We start from the raw sequence: 17,965 nt of genomic DNA on the forward strand, positions 1-17,965 counted from the left end.
ACGAGTGCGACGATCGGATCGACCCTATGGCCGTGACTGATCATCACACCACCACTACCTAGCGCCAGACTGAGAAATTTTGTGAACCCATTACCTTTGGGTCATGGGCTAATTGGGACAAGTCATGACAAGGCTTCAATGCGCTTGACCACCCCCGCAGGAACAAGCATCGTTCAGACGCGAACAGTGCACCAAGTGCGCCCCGATCGAGCGGCGCCCCAGCGACTCTTCTCAATCACCATCAAAGCCACGAAGACCACCACAAGGTAGCCATCACATGTCGAGCCTGATACCCAGGCACCGAAGCCGACTGATCAGCCTTACCGCCGGAACGGCGATCAGCCTGCTCCTGTCCGTGGGCACACCGTTCGCACACGCGGACGCACCCAGTACCCCGACCGCAACCCCCAGTCCACAACCGCAGCTGACGGCAGCGGCCAAGGCCGTCGCCGACGCGCGCGCCCAGGCGAAGGCGACCGGACAGCCCGTCCCCGTCGACGCGTTGACCACCGAAGCCTCGGACACCGTGGTCGACCCGGACGGCAAGCTGGCCACCACCAGCTACGCCCAGCCCGTCCGGGTTCAGCGCGGCAGCTCCTGGACGGCCATCGACACCACGCTGCACGCCAACGCCGACGGCACTGTCAGCCCGGCCGTCACCCCGCAGTCACTCACCCTCTCCGGCGGCGGCAGCGGCACACTGGCCACCCTGACCACCGGCGACGGCAAGACGCTCGCTGTCGGCAGCCCCTTCACCCTCCCCAAACCGACCCTCAGCGGCTCCACCGCGACCTACAGCGGCGTGCTCGGCCCCGACGTCGACCTCCAGGTCACCGCCGAGCCCGACGGCGGCTGGCGCGACGTCATCGTGGTGCGCACCGCCACGGCCGCCGCCGACCCGGCCCTGACCAAGCTGCACTTCCCGCTCACCACCACCGGCCTGCAGACCGCGCAGGACAACGCGGGCAACCTGTCGTTCACCGACAGCAGCGGCAAGGTCCGCCTGCACGCGCCCACCGCCTTCCAGTGGGACTCCACCGTCGCCGCGCCCGCGCCCAAGGCTGCCACTGCCCCGGCAGCCGCGCCGGCCCGCGTCAAGGCGCAGGGCACCGAGCCGCTGGACGCGACACCGGCCGCCCCGGTCTCAGGCCCGGACGGGCCGGGCGACTCCGCGGTGGTCTCGCCGATCACCACCGCCGCTTCCGGTGACGGCATCGACCTGACCCCGGACCGGAGCACCTTCGGACACGGCACCGGCCCCTGGTTCCTGGACCCGACGATCACCGCCGACAGCGGCACCCAGGCCTCCGTCCAGGTCCAGGAGAACTTCCCGGACACCAAGAACTACAACGTGCTGAGCGACCTGGGCACCGGCTACTGCGGCTACTCCGACTGCAAGGGCTACGGCCGCTACCGCGCCTACTTCCAGCTGGGCATCAACTCCGCGATCTACACGACGCCCAGCGGTGCGCCTGCCGCGCCGACGGTCTACAGCTCGACGCTGTACACCAACGTCTCCAGCCAGGCCAACCCGAAAACCCCAACCCCGATGGGCGTCTACTCGACCGGAACAGCAACGATCGACGGCAACACCACCTGGAACCAGCAGCCCTGCCTCAGCAACCTGTCCAACTGCGGGAAAGTGGCCGACAAGACCATCACCGGCATCGGCGGACTGACCTTCGACGTGACCTCCACGGTCCAGCAACTCGCCACGAGCCACGCCGGCACCTGGACCTTCGCGCTGATCCCGGACGACGAGAACAACCTGAACTACCGCGTCCACTTCAGCAACAACCCGCACGTCACCACCACGTACGACATCACCCCCAGCACCTGGAGCCCGGCCACCTCGCCACAACCCGGCTGGGCGAACCCGCCGGCCGGCCTGCCCGCCAACTACCAGTGCAACAGCGGGGTCGGCAATCCCTGGGACTACGTCGGCTGGATCGGCGCCAACCAGAACATCACCCTGTCGGCCAGCAGTTGGTCACCCGCCGGCCTCGGCCTGACGACCAACTTCCACATGTGGGACGACAACAACTCGACCTGGTCCCTCAACCAGAACTCCGCGCCCGGCGGCGGCTGGAACACCGGCAACGGCGCGCTGAGCATCACGGCCGGCTCCCTCACCGACGGCCACCAGTACGGCTGGACAGCCCAGTCCACCGACGGCCAGCTCACCTCGCCCAACACGCCCTGGTGCTACTTCCGCGTGGACAAGACGCCCCCGACCGTCGGCCTCACGTCGACCGACTTCCCACCCTCGGGCACACCCAACCCGACCCCGAAGATCTTCGCCGGAGACCCGAACCACCCCGGCACGTTCACTCTCACCGGCGCCGACCCGGCACCAGCCGGCGGCAACGCATCCGGCGTCGCCTGCATGCGCTGGACCAGCATCCCCACCGACGCCACCGTCACCGGCTGGCACTGCGGCGACCCCAGCGGCAAGTCGGAGGGGATCGTCACGGGAACCAACGGCACGTTCACCTACAGCCCGGGCACCTGGGGCACCAACACCATCTGGTTCCAGGCCCAGGACAACGCCGGCAATTACAGCCAGGTCGGCGCCTACACCTTCTACGCCCCCTGGAACAGCAACCACACCCCCGTCTTCGGCAACGTCACCGGCGACAACCAGCCGGACATCCTGACCGCGGACGGCAGCGGCAACCTGCGGGTCATGGAAGGCAACACCGACCCCGACACCGTCCCCAGTGCCCCGGCCGCCGCCGCACCCGGAGCACGGGACCCCCTGTACCAGGGCACCACCTGGGCCAACTACCAGATCACCCACCGCGCCAGCCTCAGCAAGAGCGCCTCCAACGACGACGTCCTGGTCCACAACACCACTACCGGCAGTGACCTGGCCAAGCACCTCTACAAAGCGAAGAACGACGGCAACGGGCACTTCGACGGCCTGCCGACCGACATCTCCAAACCCACCATCTGCTTCAACGCCGCCAGCACCACGTCGGTCGACTGCGGCACCCTGAACTACAACTCCACCGACTGGTCGACCACCAGCCAGATCCTCGCACTCGGCACACCAACCGGCGAGAGCAGCGCGAAGGTCACCCTGCCCGACCCCAACAACCCCGGCCAGACGATCACGAAGTACGTCATCTCCCAGACGTCACTGCTCACCGTCGAGAACGGCGCGCTGTGGCTCTACACCCCCACCCCCGGGGGCACCCTGGCCAACGCGCGCAAGCTGTCGAACGACAACATGTGGAACGGCTATGACCTGATCAACCCCGGCCCCGCCGCCGGCAACAACCAGGCCACCCTGTGGGCCCGCAACCAGGCCACCGGACAGATCCGCTCCTACGCCATCACCGGCGGTACCACTCCCGACTACAGCCTCCTCGCCGACCCCGCCAAGGGCACCCTGATCCTCGACGGCAGCGGCACCACCGCGGCCAACTACCCGCAGATCGGCTCCTCCGGCGACCTCGACGGCGACGGCCTGCCGGACCTGTGGACCATCGACACCAAGGGCCAGTTCGCCATCTGGAAGGGCACCACCACCAGCACCACCCCCGGCACCAACCAGGTCACCGGCTTCCTCAACCCCCTCGCCATGGGCTACGCCAACGCCACCGTCCAGATCCAGTCGAACTACGCACCCAGCCCGTGCATGGACGCGGACGGCGGCCCGGCGATCGGCAACAGCATCGACATCTGGTCCTGCTGGAACGGCATCAACCAGCGCTTCTCGATGGCCTTCGACGGCACCCTCCAGGTCGGCGGCGCTTGCGTCACCCTGGCCGGGAACGCCACCGGCAACGGCACCAAGGTGGTCCTCGCCACCTGCGTATCCGCCACCACGGACGCCGCCACCGCCACCGCCCAGCAATGGCGCTACGACCCCACCACCGGCCGCATCACCAGCCCGGCCACCGCGTCCACCGGCGTTGCCGCCCGCTGCCTGGAAGAACCCGGCTGGGCCACCGCCAACGGCACCCTGCTCGACGTCTGGGACTGCACCGGCGGCGCCAACCAGTCCTGGACCCTCAACCCGCAGAACAGCGGCTGATCCACCAGGCACGCCGACACCGGCGCTCCAACAGCCGGGGCCGACGGGCAAACCCGTCGGCCCCGGCCCACACGACCCCGTGGGACTACCGCACCACCAGCACACCCCGCACCATCGGCATGTGCGTATGGTTCAAGTCCCCCTCGGACACCAGCAGATACCCCACTTCAGGTGGGGTTTTTCTGTTTCAGACCCTGGGCGCCCCGGGGGTGGCCAACCACGTGACCAACAGGATCAGGACCGGGCTCCGCCGGACCTGTCGTGCCGGGCTGATCCCGACGGCTGCCGCCGTCGGGATCAGCGCCGGTCCTGCGGAGTTGGGGCCGACGGTCGGCAACCTGCCTGCGAGCCGGGCCGCTTGTGTCGGCAGTCCGCTCGCCCACCCCGCGTCCTGTTCGGCTCTCAGCCGATCGTGTAGTGGTAGGGGAACGCGAGGAGTTGGTCTCCCGTGGGCGTGTAGCCGTTCTGGCTGAGCGAGCTGGCGTCGTCGAGGTAGAGGTTGCCGGAGACCGTGCTTCCGGTGGGGCCGCTCGGCGTGATGTTCAGGTAGAGCGTGGTGCTCTGGCCCGGCTGGACGACGATCGGGGTGAACGGTGCGGTCGGGTGCAGGCCGAGCTCCCACAGGTCGCCCGAGGGTGAGGTGGCGGACGGATCGAAGGCCTGCGTGGTCGCGGTGAGCCCCAGGGTCGCCACCGAGGAGGGCGCCGGGGCGGCTCCGAGCGGACCGGTGGGCTGCGGCACGATGTCCCAGTCGCCCTGGGTGAGGTTCGGCATCGTGTAGCTGCCGTAGGCGTTGTTGCCGGCGGCCGTCGAGGCGAGATCGGGTTCGCCGTTCGCGGGCGAGAAGTCGAACATGACGGGTGCCGTCGAGTTGGCCGTCGCCACCAGCTGCGAGGTGCCGGTCGGTACGATCCACTGCGGCTCGGGCGCGGTCGCGCTCAAGGGCAGCGTCAGGTTGCTCGACGGGGTGAACGAGCTGAGCGGCAGGGTGGCCTGCTGGTCGAGCCGGGCGTCGAGGAAGTACGACTCGACGGCAGTCGAGTCGTTGTGCACGGTGACGCCGACCAGGTGCGACGTGCCGGCGGCCAGCACGCCACCGGTCGGCACGCCGGTGGTGCTCGCCGCGACCGGTGCGAAGTCGACCGTACCGTCGAGCGGCGTCGACTGTGCGTTCCCGGTCACCGGGTTGCTGAAGCTGACGATCAGCGTCCACGAGCCCGCGGCCGGCGCGAGCACGTGCAACCGGGCGGCGGAGGTGGCGACCACGGTCTGGTTCGCGCCGGGCGGTCCCACCAGCACCTGGTTGCCGGCGCGCGCCGGGTTCTGGCCGTCCGGTGCGACCAGGTAGGCCGTGAACGGATCGGTGGCATCGTTGCCCAGCGCCAGCCGCACGTCGAGCGCCGGTTGTCCCGCGGGCACGTTCACGTCGTAGAAGAGGGTCTGCGCCGGTACCTCGCCGCGGCCGTTCCCGCCGACCACGGTCCCGGTGAACCGGCCGACGCCGTCGTGTACCGCGATGACCGAACGCAGTGTCATCGGGACGGAACTCGGGCCGGCCTGCGGCGAGTCGATCGCCAGCGACGCGCTCTGGTCGCCGGCCTGCGCGGGAAGCGGAGCGGTGACGCGCACCGTGGTCGAGGCGCCGGGTGCGAGGGTGACCCGCGACGGCGTCACCGTGCCGAAGGTGTGGAACGACGCGACCGTGGCGGCGAAGCTCACCGGACCGGTGTACCCCGTGGGACCGGAGGCGGGGGTGCCGAGGAAGTCGGTGATCACCGCGGTCCAGTTGCCCGGTGCCGGGGCACGCAGGTCGATGTGCCCGTGGTTGCCGTCGCCCTGCGGCAGGCTGTAGCCGGTGAGCCGGCCGCGCGGATCCAGCAGGGTCAGGTCGGCGGGTTGCTGGCTGCTGGTCCCCGGATACGCGATGTTCGCGTCGAGCCGGTCCGCGCCGGGAGGCACGGTGAAGGTGAACCGGGCCACGTTGTGGGTCAGCCCGGACGCGTCCTGGTAGGTGGGGCCACCGTCGCGCAGCGTCGCGGTCCTGCTGTCGATCAGTCGGCTCGCGCCGAGCGTGCGACCGGCGAGTGACACCGTCTGCGGGTCGCGGCCGGTGTTGGTCAGCTGCAGTGAAAGCGGCGCGGTGGTACCGGGATTGCCCGTCGCGTCGAGCTGGTCGGTGCTGGTCAGCAGCGTGTCACCGACCGGCTGCGGGGCACCGTCGCCGGTGGCGACGGAGCGCGCGGCCTCGACGGCCCGGTAGGCGTCGACCAGGCCGCCGCCCTGCTCCGAACCGACGACGCCGAGGTCGTCGGCGGTGCTGGTGATGAGCTGGTCGACCAGTTGCGGGGTCGGGCCGGCGCCACCGTGCGTGTCCCGGTACGCCTGGATCACCAGCGCGGCCACGCCCGCCACCAGCGGTCCCGCCTCGCTGGTGCCGCCGGACTGGAACACGCCGGTCGGCAGGCCGCGGGCGTTCAGGCAGTCGGGCGAGATCGACGTGTTCGCCGTACAGATCGCCCAGTCCAGGTCGCCCGGCGCGACCACGTCGATGCTCCGCCCCTGCTCGGTCGAGCCACCGGAGGACAGCGAGCTGATGTTGTCACTGACCCAGCCGTGCGCGCCGATGCTGTCGTAGCCGGCCGAGTCCGCCTGGGCGTAGGAGCGGAAGGTGGTGGACGCACCGACGGAGATCACGCCGGGCTGGGACGCAGGCGACCAGATGGTGCTCTCGGGGCCCGCGTCGTAGGAGGGCACCGTGATGGTCACCCCGGCCGCCATCGCGTTGGCGTTGGCCTGCTTGATCAGGTCCGCGCTGGTGTCCGGCATCGGGAACGAGCCGGCCTCCTCGTTCAGCACGTTCACGTGGTCGACGCCGACCGCGTAGTCGATCGCTTCGAGGAAGGCGGAGGTGGTGGTGAAGTCGTTGGTGGCGTACACCTTGTAGGCGTCCAGCGTCACCTGCGGCGCGACGCCTTCGAGCCGGATCCGGCAGGGCTGCGCCAGCGGGTGCGCGGTGTAGTCGGCGAGGTCGTACACCTGCCGGCCCTGCGCGGCGATCATGCCGTCGTCGAGGAACGACTCCAGGTCCTCGGACTCCACCGAGCCGCCTTCGCCGGTGAAGTCCTTGTAGTCGGCGATGACGTGTGAGCCGTCGGCTCGGATCAGCTCGGGCGTGTTCACATCGATGCTGCCGGCGATGTCACCGACGATCACGCCCTTGCCGGTCGCGCCGAGCGAACGCGCGGTCTGCTCGCCCGGGTTGTCGGAGTCCGCGTGCACTGCCCCGATCGCCTCGGGGTCGAGTTGCACACCGCCCGCCGGTGCGCAGCTGCCGGGCGGCGGGCCGGCCGGCGGCTGGGACCCGCCCGGGGCGCCGTGGGCCGCGGCCGGCGACACCGGCGGCGCGGGCTGGTCGATCACCTTGACAGCGGCGTCGGGCACGACTTCGGCGACGCCTGAGTCGGACCGCAGCGCGGCCTCCTCCTGCGTCGAGACCGTGGCAGCCACGGCGTTCAGCACGTTCATCGAGTGGATGTTCTTGGCGCCGGCGGCGTGCAACGCGTTGATCACCGGGGTCTGTGACGCGGCCACCGCCGAGTCGCGGGCGCCCCCCATGGCGCGTGTGTCCGGCAGGTTCTGGTGCTGGTCCGTGAGCACCACGATCACCGGCCGGCCCGGTCCGGCGGATAACGCGGTCGCTCCTGGCGACGCGACCGCGGCCGGCATCGATCCGAGAGCCAGCGCGGTGGCTGCCAGAACGCTGACAGCCACCCCGGTCTTCGGTTTCACGCGCCTCATGAGTCCCTCCCCATCCCCGCGCCACCTGAGTCGCGGCGCGGCGATTATCGTCGCCATGCACCTGCCAGCGCTAGAGGGAAATCCCCGGGCCTTCTTCGGACTTGAGCGCCGCGCGGGGGTACTTCGCGGCACCAGTCGTGACTCAGGTGTCGAACTCGCCGAGCCAGCTGCGCTGCAGCAGGTGCTTGGGCAGGTACTCGGACTCGACCTCGATCGGGAACCCGGCGTCGTAGGCCAGGCAGGCGATGGCCAGTGGGCCGAGCGCCACCAACCCCCTGATGTCACAGGCCCGTTCGGCGTCCTTGGTCCAGTACTCCTGGTGCCACCGCAGGGCGTTGGCGAGTTCGGCGTTGAACCGCTCGTGGTCCTGCCGAAGGAAGCGGTAGAAGAGGTTGATCGGCGGATAGAGCTGCTTCAGCACCAGCTCGCGGTCGGCCACCCGCAGCACCTCGGGATCGGTGCCGTCCATGGCGGCGCCCAGCTTCTCGACCAGCTCGGGTCCTTGCAGCCAGTACGTCTGCAGGGTGTCCACCCAGGCGTAGGCGTACTCGTCGATGACCACCCCGGACTCGCGCAGCAGGCTGAGCGGCACGTTGGCCAGCTGGGTCATCCGCCCCTGCTCCCGGCAGATGACGGCCAGCCAGAAGGAGGTGAGCCACTGAGCCGGATTGGCGTAGTACTGCGGGCCGGAAGCCGCGATCGTCCGCGTCTTGCCCGCGATCCGACACTGCACCGTCCCCTCGGTCGCGACGGCCGAGGCGAACAGCGCGGAGCCGACCTGCATCGCCGAGACGTACGCCTCCCAGGTCGCGAACTTGTCCGCGACGGGATCCACGGCACAGTGCGCCTGCGCCGTCATCAGCGCCGCGCTCAGCGCGTTGTTGAACCAGCGCGGCGAGTCCTCCAGGTCGTCGATCGCCTCCCTGGTGTCCTCGCCGAGCGTCTCCAGGCCCTGTACGGCGTTGGCCGTGGGGAAATCGTGCCGCGTTACCGTGACAGCCACCCGCGCTGCTCCTCTAGTCGATATTGAAGTACTTCATCAGGTAGCCAGCATACTGGCCGGCTCCGTCGTCCTTTCCCTTCACCAGCAGGTAGCTGACATCACCCTGCTTCAGGGCCTTCTGCAGTTCCCTGCGGAGAGCGGCCTCCTGCGGGTCGTGGAAACCGCGCGTACGCATTTCCTCGAGGATGCTGTCGAAGTACTCGCGAGTCCCCTGCATGGCCCGGATTCCGCCGCCCACCTGGCGGTCACCGAGCTGCGTGTGAGGTCCGCCCTTGGCCTCCACGATGATGTAGTGGCCATCCTCGGTTTTCCAGATCTGGTCGAATCGATTGTTTCCGGTGGCCCGGTTGTCGATCCGTACCGCGTCGGGAAAGTGTTCCGGAACCGCGTGGAATTCCGCGGTGCGGTCCCCGTGGGACTCGCTGTTCACGGTCATTTCCGTGTGCGGCGCCTTGTGTGCCAGCTTTCCCTGGTCGATCTGGTGCTGCGCGTCGGCGATGGCCTGCGGATCGCCGGTGTGCACAGCGGCTTGGTGCGCGTTTTTGAGCTGTTCCAGCTGCTTGTGGGCGGCCTGGTCGACAGAGATCGCGTGGTGCCGCGCGGCCGCCGAATCGTCGAGCTTCGGGAGCTGCGGGTGGTCCTCCGGCAGCCGGTACCCGTGGACGTAGTCGGGGGTGTGGAACCGCGGGGCGATCGGCGGCGGCCCGTCCGTCGCCAGGACCCACTTCGGACCGTTGGGATCGGGGTTCGCCCGCAGCTGCGGCACTTCGTTGCCGTTGTCGTCCAGCGCCTGGATGGAGTCCCGGTGGCCGTTGACGTGGTAGTACTTCTTGAAGTACGCCGGATCGTCGTTGGCGCGTTCGACCTGCTTGCGGACGATCTCCTCGCGCTGCGCCTGCGTGAGGTGCTGGTTGCCCTGGTGGCCGGTGCCCTGGTGGCCCGCGTCGCCACCGCCGCCGGACCCACCGTGGCCGCGCTGTCCGGGCAGCCCGCCGTCCGGCCCCGACCCCGGCTGGTGCGAACCGTGGCCCGCCGTCGTCCCCGAGCCGTCGGGGTGCCCCGCGTGCCCGCCGGCCGCCGTCGCGTCGCCGCCGGTGTGGCTCGGAGCGTGAGCCGTGTCCGCACCGCCGCCGCCCACCGAGTTGTGGACTTGGTGGCCCGCCCCGCCACCCCCCAGGGACGGCTCGTGCCCGCCCGGGACGTGGCCCAACTCGTGGGTGCCGCCGCCGACATGGGCACCGACGAGCTCCCGGGGAGCCGGGACCTGCGTGTGGGCCAGGACCGGGGACGGCTCGCGGAACGCCGGGGGCTTGATCTCACCGTTGGGCAGGCGGAGGTCGCCGTTGCGGTACAGCACGGAGCCGTCGGGGAGCTTGAGGGAGCCGTCGGGCAGCTCCGTGCTGTGCAGGCTGCTCAGGTCGTCGAGGCCCTTGAGGTCACTGCCCCTCAGGTGGTCGAGGGCGGCGGTGAGTTGAGCGACGGTGGGGAGCCTGCCGAGCAGCGGGCTGAGCGCCTTGCTCACGTAGGTCATCGGGTCGATGACCTCGCCGACCTTGGCCAAGGCGCTGAGCGCCTTGGCGCCGGTGCCGGCCTCGCCTGCCTCGCCGAGGGCGCCCAGCTTGCCGATCTTCAGCGGGGCGATGACGCAGGTCAGGATGTTGAAGGAGACCGAGCCGGCGGCCGTGGCGGGGTTCTTCTTCCACTCGTCCCAGGCGACCATGCTCTTGGCGAAGGCGATCGGGGCGTTCTTGGCGTCCTTCAGCCAGCCGGGCAGCATCGAGTCGGGGGTGGCGAGGAAGGCCGGGTCGAACTGCGTGATGGTCAGGCCCAGGGCGAGCTCGCCGATGCCCTTCCAGGCCTGTTCGAAGTTCTTCAGGCCGCCGAAGCCGACCAGCGTGCCCAGGCCCTTGATGGTGCCCCAGATCCCGTCGACGATCAGGCCGTCCCAGACGAAGCTCTTCGTCCAGTAGCCGACGTCGTACCAGTGGTGGGACTGCTGCTCGGTGCTGCCCCACGGCACCTGCGCGCCGTCCAGCTGGTCACCGGTGTAGCCGTACATGTCGGCCTTGTTGCTGCCGTCGTTGCCGACGTACTGGGTGCCGCCGAAGACCGAGTCGATCTTGTTCGCCGCGGTCCGCTCGGCGGCCCAGAACGCGGCCACCGCCGTGTCGACCTGGTGCAGCAGGTCGTTGTTGTGGTCGACCTTGTTCTTGTCGTACTTCCAGTCGTCGTCACCCTTGACGCTGGCCACGAAGGTGGCCGCCTGCGTCTGCAGGTCCTTCAGCTTCGCCGCGATCGGCCGCACCTCGGAGGCGTACGAGCTCAGCGCGGACGCCACCTTCTCCACGTCCGAGGCGAACGAGTCCGCCTGCGTGGAGACCGGCTTGGTGGTCGCGAACAACTGGTCCGCGTCCGGCGAGTGGTAGTACGCCGACAGACCCTGGAAGGTGCTGTGGATGTTCGAACCGTCGGTGCGGATGTTCCCCGCGTCCGTGGTCAGCGACTTGGCGTCCGCCTCGAGCTGGTCCAGGTTCCCGGCGAACTGCGGGATGTCCTCAGGCTTGATCACTTCTTGCTCCGCCTTCCCCGACCCGGAGGGGACTTGAGCCCGTTCGACTCCCCCGTGCCCTTAACCTCCGCGCGCTCCGGCGATCATACAGTGGCCTCCCGCAGCACCTGATTGATAATCAGCAGCCACTTACCGACACCGGCTGCGCCTCTGGGGTGTCGGCTGCGAACCGGCGCAGGCCGGGTGTGGTCGCGCCGATCGCCGCGACCGCGGCGACGCACAGCAGGCCGCCGCTGACCAGCGCGGCGGTGCCCGAGGTCGCCCCCGCCAGCAGGCCGCCGCGCAGGTTGCCGAGGTCGGGGCCGGCCTGGCCGACGACCTGTTCGGCGGCGCTGACCCGGCCCAGCAGGGCGTTCGGGGTGTGCAGTTGCACGATCGTGCTCCGGGAGACGACGGAGACCGTGTCGGCCGCGCCCGCCAGCACCAGGAAGCCCAGCCCGACCCACGGGTTGTCCGACAGGCCGAAGAGCGCCAACGCCGCTCCCCAGGTGGCCGAGCCGGCGAGCATCAGCAGTCCGGGGCGGGCCAGCCGGGTCATCGCCCCCGACAGGACGGAGGCGGCCACCCCGCCGACGGCGATGGCGGTCAGGAAGAGCCCGAGGGTGCGTGGATCGTCGTGGAACCGTTCGGCGTTGATCAGCGGAAAGAGGCTGATCGGCATCGACAGGACGGTGGCGGCCAGATCGGTGAGCAGCGCGCCGCGCACCGCGGGGTTGCGGGCCATGAAGGCGAGGCCGTCGCGCACACCGGCCAGGCCCGGTCGGGACGGCTCCCCTTCGGGTCGCATCGGCGGCAGCCCGAACGCGCCGTAGAACGACGCCCCGAAGGTCAGCGCGTCGATCAGGTAGCAGCCACCGACGCCGAACCGGCCGAGGACCAGCCCGCCCAGGGCCGGTCCCAGCAGCATCGCGCCCTGGAACGAGATCCGCTGCAGGGCCAGTCCGGCCGCGAGCCGGTCCTTCGGCAGCAGGTGCGGGACGAAGGTGCGGGCGGCGGGCCCGCCGCCGGCCGTGCAGCAGGACTGTGCCGCGACCAGCAGCAGCAGCCCGGCCGCCGGCAGGTGGCCGAACAGGCCCTGGACCGCCAGCAGGGCCGAGCAGGCGGCCTGGCCGGTGGTGGTGGCCAGGTAGAGCCTGCGCCGGTCCACCCGGTCCACGAGCGAGCCGGCGAAGAGTCCGAACGCGATCAGCGGGAGGGCCTGGGCCAGGCCGACAGCGCCGGTCCAGGCGGTGCTGCCGGTGGTCTGCCAGACCTGGAACATCACGGCGACGACGGTCAGTTGGCTGCCGAGGCCGGAGCAGGTCCGGCCGATCCAGAGCCGCCGGAAGGCCGGCGAGGTCCGCAGCGGCGAGAGGTCGATCAGCGCGCGTCTCAGGTCCAGTCGCCGTTGGCTCTGCTCGGTCGGATCGAGTGCGCTGTCCTCGGCCATGGGCGCATCGTAACAGTACTTATATAAGGGCTGTCGGAAGTTCCCGACTCCCCCGCTGTCAGCCCGGTACCGCCTCGGCGGGGCGGGACGGCGCCGGTGCCGGCCTGGGCGATCCGGGCGCGATCCAGGGCGACCGGGTCACTACGCCGCCTTCAGCGCCTCCCGCCAGCTCACCCGGGCGCCGCTGCGCAGCACGGAGTTGCGGTAGATCCGGGCGGCGAACCGGATCAGCAGTGCGGCCAGCAGCAGGGTCAGCGCGAGCGCCGTGACGCTCTGCCAGACCGGCACCACCCCGAGCGCGATCCGCATCGGCATCAGCACCGGCGCGAACAGCGGGACCATCGACAGGACGGTCAGCAGCGTGTTGTCCGGGTTGTGCGGCAGCACCGAGATGCCGATGACCCAGGAGGCCATGATCGGCATGATCAGCGGGAACTGCACACCGCCCAGGTCCTCCTGACGGGAGACCAGCGCACCCGCCGCGGCGAACAGGTTCGCGTAGAGGGCGAAGCCGGCCAGGTACCAGGCCACCGCCCACAGGACGGCCGAGGCCGAGCCGCCCAGCGAGAGCGACAGGGCGCCGGTCAGCCGGCCCGCGGCCACGCCCGCGCCGCTGACCACGGCGATCTGGATCAGGCCGAGCACTCCGATGCCGAGCACCTTGCCCGCCATCAGCTGCCAGGGGCGCAGGGTGGCCAGCAGCAGTTCGACCACCCGGCTGCTCTTCTCCTCGACCACGCCCTGCGCGATCAGCGGACCGCAGGTCATCAGCGAGAGGTAGATCAGGAAGCCGGCGACGATCCCCACGATCAGGTGCTGGGTGTGGGCGGGCTTGGCCGGCTGCAGGGTCGCCACCCGCACGTTCGCCGCGCTCACGGCCTCGGTCACCTGGCCCGGGTCGCCGCCCAGCCGGGTGATCTGGGCATCCAGCGCCTGCTCGCGCGCGATCGCGCCGAGCGCTCCGCGCATCGTGCCGTCCAGCGACTTGTCGACAGTGACCTGCAGCCCCTGGGGCACGCTCACCACCAGGGCACTGAGCTGCCCCGCGCGCACCTGGGCCTGGCCGGTCGCCTGGTCCGGGACGATCCGGGTCGCGATGTGCTCCCCGGCCGCCGTGCCCGCGACCTCCAGCGGCGCTGCCAGCGAGACGTCCTGGCGCAGCAGGCCGACGGTCCTGGTGCTCGGCCCGCCGGCGTGCACGAAGTGGAAGATGACGCTCGTCGCGACCACCGCCAGCACCATGACGGCCAGGCTGATCCGGAACGCCTTGGAGCGGATCCGGGTGCCCAGCTCCCGCCGGGCGACCAGGGTGACGGCGTCCCGCGAGCTCAGCCGGAGGTCGTGATCGTCCGTTCGGTCCGTTCGGTCCGTTCGGTCCGTTGCGTTCAGGTCGGTCATGACGCGTCCTCCTGCTCACTCACCACGTGCCGGAACAGTTCGGTCAGCGACGGCCGCCGCCGGGCGAACTCGCGGACCGGCCCGGTGGCCAGTGCCGCCGCCAGCACCGCTTGGTCGTCGGCCCCCGCCGCCAGTTCCAGCACGGTCCGCCCGCCGTCGGTGCCGCGCACGGTGACGCCGGACAGCCCGCTCGCCCAGCCGCTCGCGGCCTGCGGCGCGTCCACCTCCAGCAGCTCGGTGCCGCCGGTGCGCAGCTCGTCGACCGTGCCGCAGGCGACCATCGCGCCGGACCGGACGATGCCGACCCGGTCGCAGAGCCGCTCCACCAGCTCCAGCTGGTGGCTGGAGAAGATCACCGGCACCCCCGCCGCCGCCTTGTCCCTGAGCACCTCGCTCATCACGTCCACCGCCACCGGGTCCAGCCCGGAGAACGGCTCGTCCAGCACCAGGATCACCGGGTCGTGCACCAGGGCAGCGGCGAGCTGGACCCGCTGCTGGTTGCCCAGGCTGAGCTTCTGCACCTCGTCGCCGATCCGGGCCGCCACCCCCAGCCGCTCGGTCCACTCGCGGGTGGCCCGGGTGGCCGCGGTCGCGCTCAGGCCGTGCAGCCTGGCCAGGTACTCCAGCTGCTCGCCGACCCGCATCCGCGGGTAGAGGCCGCGCTCCTCGGGCATGTAGCCGATCCGGCTGCGGGTGCGCAGGGTGACCCGCTCCCCGCCCCAGCGGACCTCGCCGGCGTCCGCCGCCAGCACGCCGAGCACGATCCGCATCGTGGTCGTCTTGCCCGCGCCGTTGCTGCCCACGAAGCCGAATATCTCGCCGGCGCGGACCTCGAAGGTCATCTCCCGCAGGGCCACGGTGTCCCCGTAGCGCTTGGAGATGCCGTCCACCTCCAGCCTTCGGTCGCTCACGTTCACTGCCCGCTCCTCCCGTTGTCGGGCGGTTCCGGTTCCGACCACCCAATAAAGTGATATCACTATGCTAGATTGATGCCAACAGCAAGACGGAAGGAAACTCGCGATGAGCCAGAACCAGCAGCCTCCGGTCAACGACCTTCCGGCCATGCCCGCACCCAAGGTCCGCGAGCGCGCCATCAGCGGCGCCCCCGGGCTGGCGATGCTGGGCCTGTGCCTGCTCCTCCTGCTCGGCGGAATCGCGCTGGGCGTCACCGGCCTGGTGATCACCACCAAGCACCACAACGGCCTCGGCATCACGCTGCTCGCGGTCGGCGTCCTGGTCCTGCTCGGCGGCCTGCTCTGCTGCCGCGGCCTGGCCGTGGTCGCCCCCGGGCAGGCCAAGGTGGTCCTGCTGTTCGGCCGCTACCTCGGCACCCTGCGCAGCCCCGGCCTGACCTGGGTCAACCCGTTCGCCAACCGGTCCACGGTGTCCACCAGGATCCGCAACCAGGAGACCGAGACGGTCAAGGTCAACGACCTCGACGGCAACCCGATCGAGATGGCCGCGGTGGTCGTCTGGCAGGTCGAGGACACCGCGAAGGCCGTCTTCGAGGTGGACGACTTCCGCAAGTTCGTCGCGATCCAGTCCGAGACCGCCGTGCGGCACATCGCCAACAGCTACCCCTACGACGCCCGCGAGGAGGGCCGGCTCTCGCTGCGCGACAGCGCCGAGGAGATCACCCAGACCCTCTCCGCCGAGATCTCCGCCCGGGTCGCCTCCGCCGGCGTGAGCGTGATCGAGTCCCGTATCACCCGGCTGGCCTACGCCCCCGAGATCGCCCAGGTCATGCTGCAGCGCCAGCAGGCCGGCGCGGTGGTCGCGGCCCGGACCCGGATCGTCGAAGGCGCCGTCGGCATGGTCGAACTCGCCCTGGCCCGGCTCGCCGAACACGACATCGTCGAGCTCGACGAGGAGCGCAAGGCCGCCATGGTGAGCAACCTGCTGGTGGTGCTCTGCGGCGACCGCGGTACGCAGCCGGTGGTCAACACCGGTTCGCTCTACCAGTGAGCCCCGCTGGTGACCACCGAACGCAAGAAGATCCTGCTGCGCCTCGACCCGGCCGTGCACGACGCGCTGGCCCGCTGGGCCAGTGACGAACTGCGCAGCACCAACGCGCAGATCGAGTTCCTGCTGCGCCGCGCGCTCAGCGAGGCCGGACGGATGCCGCGCGACGCGGGGGGCATGGCCCGCCGGGGGCGGCCACCGAAGGCGGAGCGGGTGCCGGAGACCGGGGAGCAGGAGACCGGGGAGCAGGAGGCCGGGGAGCGGGAGGAGCGGGCGGACCAGGCCTGACCGCTCGCGCCGAACCGCCCCGCCGACTTCCCAATCCCGGCGGCCCGCTGATCGGCCGCCGAGCGCACAACACACCCGCCGCCTGGGAATGAACCGCTCTGGACGGCGTCGCCCTTACCGGATTGGAGCAGCTCGATGGACCTCCCCGACACCCTCCCCGGCCGGCTCTACCTGCTCGCCTACCCGCCCGACTCCGACCGCCTGCGCTACCGCTCCGACCTGGATCTGCTGCTGCGCGCGGCGGCCCTGACCGACCTGCTCCAGCGCGGCCTGCTGGCCGACCGGGACGGCCGCCCGGAGCCCGACGGCCCGGCCCCCAGCCGGCTCGACCCGGTCCTGGTCACCGTGCTGGACGAGGTCGCCGAGTCCCGTCCGCGCAGATGGGAGCACTGGGTCAGGGTGAAGGGCCGAGCCATCAAGCCGGCGGTCCGCGACCGGCTCGGCGAGCAGGGCTACCTGGACCTGGTCGAGCACCGGGTGCTGGGGCTCTTCCCCACGCTGCGCCCGGTGCCGCGCGAGCCCGACGTGCGCCGCCGCCTCGCCGCCGAGTTCGAGGCCGCGTTCACCAGGCCGGCCGCGGAGGTCGAGCCCTGCCAGGCCGCCGCCGTCGCCCTGGCCGCGGCCGGCGAGATGCGCACGGTGCTGAGCCGCCAACGCCAGCGCGCCGAGCGGGACCGGATCGCCGAACTGACCGCCCGCACCGGCCCGGTCCCCCGGGCCCTGCGCAGCGCCATCCAGGGCCGGCGCGCCGCGCACTCGGCGGGCTGACGGGCCGGGCCGGCCGGGCCGGTGCCCTGGTCCGACGGCTGATCAGTTCCGGTCAGTTCCGGTCAGTTCCGCTCGGATCCGGGGCCCGTTGCGGCGTGCGGTGTCCAACCGGCCTCGCCGGCCCAGGACTCGGCGACCGTGATGACCAAGTCGACGACGGGATCCTTGACGTCGGCGTAGCTTCCGATCTCCCTGACGTTGTCGGCCAGGACCCTCTTGAAGGCGGCATAGGCGGGCACCGCCTCGGGGTGGGCCCGGAACCAGTCGCGGAACAGCAGGGCGAGCCGCTCGTTGGGCGAACCGAGGAGGCGGACGTGCAGGTTGACGTCCGCCTCCTGCGAGTGTCCCCCGCGCCGTGACCACAGCCTCTTCGCCCAGCGCTGCGGGTCGTCGTCGCGGCCGGCGGGGACGTGGTCGTGCTGGTAGCGGGACCGCTGGAACCCTCGGTCGGCCAGCGGCTGGTCGAACGCGTCCTCGGCCTGCCGCAGGTCCAGCACGCTGACCTGGAGGTCGAACATCGGTTTGGCCGCCATGCCGGGGATGGCGGTGCTGCCGATGTGCTCGACGTGCAGGGCCAGTGGCGCGAGCAGCGAGCGCAGTTCGCTTGCCAGGGCGATTCCCTGGGCCTGCCAGGCGGGATCGGGGTCGACCACGATCGGGGCGGCGGGCTTGGTGTCCTTGGGCATCTGAGCAAGTGTAGGGAACGGG

Annotated in this window: 11 protein-coding genes; 4 read left to right on the forward strand and 7 right to left on the reverse strand. The window is 70.8% G+C overall.

Going from position 1 to position 17,965, the window contains the following annotated elements:
* Positions 1-355: 355 nt before the first annotated feature.
* Positions 356-4,042 carry an RICIN domain-containing protein gene (locus OG403_RS06740; protein WP_329562236.1) on the forward strand — a complete coding sequence of 1,229 codons (3,687 nt, stop codon included), beginning with the start codon at positions 356-358 and terminating at the stop codon, positions 4,040-4,042.
* Between the two features lie 402 nt (positions 4,043-4,444).
* Here OG403_RS06740 and OG403_RS06745 read toward each other — a convergent pair whose 3' ends face one another.
* From OG403_RS06745 to OG403_RS06770, 6 genes are all read right to left on the reverse strand, one after another.
* A complete protein-coding gene (locus tag OG403_RS06745) occupies positions 4,445-7,699 on the reverse strand; it encodes a S8 family serine peptidase (protein WP_329562238.1) in 3,255 nt (1,084 codons plus the stop codon).
* Between the two features lie 283 nt (positions 7,700-7,982).
* Positions 7,983-8,843 carry an immunity 49 family protein gene (locus OG403_RS06750; protein WP_329562239.1) on the reverse strand — a complete coding sequence of 287 codons (861 nt, stop codon included), beginning with the start codon at positions 8,841-8,843 and terminating at the stop codon, positions 7,983-7,985.
* Positions 8,844-8,856: 13 nt separating this feature from the next.
* Positions 8,857-11,412 carry a hypothetical protein gene (locus OG403_RS06755; RefSeq protein ID WP_329562240.1) on the reverse strand — a complete coding sequence of 852 codons (2,556 nt, stop codon included), beginning with the start codon at positions 11,410-11,412 and terminating at the stop codon, positions 8,857-8,859.
* Between the two features lie 118 nt (positions 11,413-11,530).
* Positions 11,531-12,841, reverse strand: a complete 1,311-nt coding sequence (locus OG403_RS06760; protein WP_442910874.1) for an MFS transporter — start codon at positions 12,839-12,841, stop codon at positions 11,531-11,533.
* A gap of 141 nt (positions 12,842-12,982) precedes the next feature.
* Positions 12,983-14,239, reverse strand: coding sequence for an ABC transporter permease (locus tag OG403_RS06765; protein ID WP_329562242.1), 1,257 nt, complete (start codon positions 14,237-14,239; stop codon positions 12,983-12,985).
* Complete coding sequence (locus OG403_RS06770) at positions 14,236-15,150, reverse strand: ABC transporter ATP-binding protein (RefSeq protein ID WP_329562244.1); 915 nt, start codon at positions 15,148-15,150, stop codon at positions 14,236-14,238. Before OG403_RS06770 ends, OG403_RS06765 begins: the two co-directional genes overlap by 4 nt.
* Positions 15,151-15,259: 109 nt before the next feature.
* Between OG403_RS06770 and OG403_RS06775 the strand changes: the two genes are divergently transcribed.
* The 3 genes from OG403_RS06775 (at position 15,260) to OG403_RS06785 (ending at position 17,257) form a co-directional block, all read left to right on the forward strand.
* Complete coding sequence (locus OG403_RS06775; RefSeq protein ID WP_442910875.1) at positions 15,260-16,204, forward strand: SPFH domain-containing protein; 945 nt, start codon at positions 15,260-15,262, stop codon at positions 16,202-16,204.
* Between the two features lie 6 nt (positions 16,205-16,210).
* Positions 16,211-16,489 (forward strand): hypothetical protein, encoded by a 279-nt coding sequence (locus tag OG403_RS06780; RefSeq protein WP_329572150.1) that lies wholly within the window; start codon positions 16,211-16,213, stop codon positions 16,487-16,489.
* A 135-nt stretch (positions 16,490-16,624) separates the two neighbouring features.
* Complete coding sequence (locus tag OG403_RS06785; RefSeq protein ID WP_329562246.1) at positions 16,625-17,257, forward strand: GOLPH3/VPS74 family protein; 633 nt, start codon at positions 16,625-16,627, stop codon at positions 17,255-17,257.
* A 62-nt stretch (positions 17,258-17,319) separates the two neighbouring features.
* On the opposite strand, the gene OG403_RS06790 is transcribed toward OG403_RS06785, so the two are convergent.
* Positions 17,320-17,943, reverse strand: a complete 624-nt coding sequence (locus OG403_RS06790) for a GrpB family protein (protein WP_329562247.1) — start codon at positions 17,941-17,943, stop codon at positions 17,320-17,322.
* Positions 17,944-17,965 lie beyond the last annotated feature (22 nt).

Origin of the sequence: Kitasatospora sp. NBC_01266 (genome assembly GCF_036242395.1) — a bacterium.
GTDB lineage: Bacteria > Actinomycetota > Actinomycetes > Streptomycetales > Streptomycetaceae > Kitasatospora.